The organism is Cognatishimia sp., from assembly GCF_964229375.1.
Classification (GTDB): Bacteria; Pseudomonadota; Alphaproteobacteria; order Rhodobacterales; family Rhodobacteraceae; genus Cognatishimia.
Genome location: NZ_CAXREH010000226.1, coordinates 1 through 3,414 on the forward strand (window position 1 = coordinate 1; position 3,414 = coordinate 3,414).

General features: G+C 58.6%; 3 protein-coding genes. All 3 read right to left on the reverse strand.

The window, feature by feature from the left end; all coding sequences use genetic code 11:
- A partial coding sequence (locus ACEQWH_RS16000) for an imelysin family protein (RefSeq protein ID WP_370232514.1) occupies positions 1-686 on the reverse strand: 686 nt, incomplete at its 3' end.
- Positions 686-2,095 carry a di-heme oxidoredictase family protein gene (locus ACEQWH_RS16005; RefSeq protein ID WP_370232516.1) on the reverse strand — a complete coding sequence of 470 codons (1,410 nt, stop codon included), beginning with the start codon at positions 2,093-2,095 and terminating at the stop codon, positions 686-688. The genes ACEQWH_RS16005 and ACEQWH_RS16000, both read right to left, overlap by 1 nt.
- Positions 2,096-2,162: 67 nt before the next feature.
- The coding region (locus ACEQWH_RS16010; protein WP_370232518.1) for an imelysin family protein at positions 2,163-3,414 on the reverse strand (1,252 nt) is incomplete at its 5' end.

Sequence of the window (3,414 nt, forward strand, 5' to 3'; positions counted from 1 at the left end):
ATTTTGAACTTGCGCAGCCGGTCCAGATAGACAACCGATCCCGCCAGAAGCTCTCGCGCGACGCTGTCGACATCGGCGTATCTGGCATTGCCGTCAGCAGCACTGTCAAAATCCACTCGAAACTCGGACCCAGGCGTCCAAGCCGAGACCAACGTCTGCGCCTGCTCTTGCTGATAGCGCGCGTTGGTCAGGGCAAGGCGACAGGCATAGCTGTCTGTTTCAAGATCAGAGAACACCAGCCGTTCCAATGCCGACAGGTTCCTGAGAGCGACGGATTGTTCGGCGAAACCCTCGGCCGCTAAAACGGCCGGATCTTGCGCTCGTGTTGCATTCCTTATGGCGCGGCGCGAAAATCCCTTGGGGTCCGGCCACAGCTGAAACCGAAAGGGCCCATCCCCGTCCAGTACAGGCCCAATCTGAATGATGCTGGCTCGCTGCCATGCCAGAAAAAGATCAGCGTAGTCACTTTGCGCGTCCTCCAATGTGCCAGCCGCCGCGCAATAGGCATCAAGCGAGTCCACCAGATCCGCTGCGGCCTGCGCCTGTGCCTGATGGTTTGGCAAAATGAACCGATCTGCCGTGGCCGTTAGCCCCTTTTGCAAGGTCTGCGCGTCGCGACCATCGAAAAAACCGTCAGCAAACAACGGCAAAGGCATCAGGAAAAGAACAGCTAGAAAGGCACGCATCAGAGGCTCTCCAGGAAGGTCAGGATCAGGTCACGCTCGTGCGCAGTAAGTTCGGCAAAGGATTGTCTTGCGCGCTCTGCCTCGCCGCCGTGCCACAGGATGGCCTCCTCAAGCGATCGGGCCCGCCCATCGTGCAAAAAGAACGTGTGGCCATTCACCGTTTCAGTCAGACCAACACCCCAAAGCGGCTGGGTGCGCCATTCCGAACCCGCGATAGACCCACTTGGGTTCTGATCGGCAAGGCCTTCGCCAAGGTCGTGCAGCAGAAAGTCGCTGTAGGGCCAGATCAGCTGATTGCGCTGTTCTTCTGCGGCGCCCGCGCTGGTGGCAAACTTTGGCGTATGACAGCCAGTGCAGCCAACCTGATAGAACAACTCTTTGCCCGCAAGCACCTCTGGCGCGTCATAATCACGACGCGCGGGCACGGCCAGATTGGCCGAGTAAAAGGTCACAAGGTCCAGCAGGTCATCTACGATTTCAGGCTCGGTCGGCGTGTCGCCGTGAAAGGACGTCCGGCAGGCCACTCGCGCCTCGGTGCAATCTCCCCAGGGCGCGGGGCGCACGCGGGTCGATAGGCCCATGTCGTTTGAAAACGCATTCCCTGTCTGAACAAGAATGGAAGGCGCGGTGGTTTTCCAGCCAAACCTGCCGATCTCGCCGGTTTCCGTGATATGGGCACGCCCGGAAATGCCATCGCCGTCCGCGTCATCAGGATCGGCAAGAGCTAGAATATCCGCAGCATCAATCGCCTCGGCCAGTCCCAAACCAATCATCGGAGGCGCAATCCTCGGGTTCAGCGAAACGCCGGCCGCCAGATCGGTGTCTGTCGAATAAACCGGCTTGCGCAGCTCTGTGACAGTCCCGTCGGGATAGGTAAACGGCACATAGTCATACTGAACGCGCACCGTGCCTTCGCTTTCCAAGCCAACGATCGCCAGATCTTGGAACTGCGCGCCATAGACCGGATCGGGCTGACCATTCGCGTCACTGAGCGCAAAAAGCATCGATACCATATTGGTGTCGTTTTCGGCAGGCGGGTGGCCGCGCCCGTCTTTGATATGGCACCCTTGGCACGAGCGGGCATTGAAATATGGCCCCAACCCATCTGACGCGATGGTCGAAGACGGCGCGGGCACCCAAGGGCGATCAAAGATCCCATTGCCGATGAAAAAGTCAGACCGCTGCGCAAAACTCAGGGCCGCCGATGGCAACGAGAACGCGCTTTGGTCCATGCGTTCCAGGTTTGTGCCTGACCCGCCCTGAAACCGTTCAAACTGTTCCGCGCGGGAGAAATCCGTCGTCGGCGCAAGGATGCGGGCTTTGCGCTCTGCCTTGGTTTCGGAATTTGCAATCGCCAGGCTGACTGCACAGCTTGCCAGAACAATCGACCCCAAAAATATCCGCCGCATTGGCACCTCCAATAAACAAACGGACAGGCCCCAAGGGGCCTGCCAAAAAGATCACATTGGCGAAGGGTTACTCAAAAACAGCGCCGGGGTTATCGAGCGAGTCCGAGCCTTCGACAGTGATGTCAGCTGTGTTCAGCGCCGCGACCACTTTTTCGATAGAGCGCGTCTGCGCCACCAGCCCGTCAATCGCGGCTTGCACGACGGCGTTGCCCTCTGCGTTGCCCTGACCGATCATTTGGTCATACGCCTCAACGCCGCTGTCCGCGCGTTCTTTCATGACACCCATAGCCGCCATTGTTTCGGCCAGCTTGGCCGTCACTTCGTCGTTCAGACCAGCATCGGTTTTGGACACCAGACCAGAGATCGACGGAACGGTGAAGACCGAGCCATCCACGCGGGTGTATGTGCCCAGATAGACGTTCTGAATGCCCAGCGCGTCATAGAAGTGAGAGTTATGCGTGTTGTCGGCAAAGCAATCATGCTCTTCTTCTGGATCGTGCAGGATCAGGCCAAGCTGCATACGCTCGCCCGCAAGCTCGCCATAAGACAGAGAGCCCAGGCCGGTCAGAATGGCCGACAGACCTTCGGCGTCAGACTGACCTTCCAGATCCGTACGCGCGTCGCCCCCTTCGGCCCAAGCCGCGACGATCTCTTCCAGATCTGTGATCAGCAACGCAGACGCCGCGGTCAGATAGTCCGCGCGGCGGTCACAATTGCCAGCGGCGCAGTTCGCGGTGTCGAAATCTGCATATGTCCGTGCACCCGCACCTGCGCCAGTGCCGTTTGTATCTTGGCCCCACAGCAGAAATTCAATCGCGTGATAGCCGGTTGCCACGTTTGCTTCGATGCCGTCGATCTCGTGCAGCTCTTGCAGCAACGCCAGAGTGATCTCTGACGCATCAACCGCCTGACCTGCGATGTTCAGGGACGCATTGGACACGACATTGGCGCGGAAGAAGTTATTCTCTTCGCTGTCTTCGCCATAGAACGATGTGTCGACATAGTCGATCAGGCCTTCGTCCAGCGGCCAGGCGTTCACCTTGCCTTCCCATTCGTCAACCACGGCGTTGCCAAAGCGGTATGCTTCGGTTTGCTGGTATGGAACACGAGATGCCAGCCACGCGTCTTTCGCCGCCTGATGGGTCGTTTCACTTGGGGCCGCAACAAAGGCTGCAATCGCTGCATCCAGCAATTTCGCAGTTTCAAGGCTGTCTGTGTATTTGGCCAAGGCCAGATCGCTATAGCCATTGATGACGTCGCGCGCGGTATCGGCATATGCACCACCGGCCACGGAAACAGAAAGCGCCATCGCGCTGGAA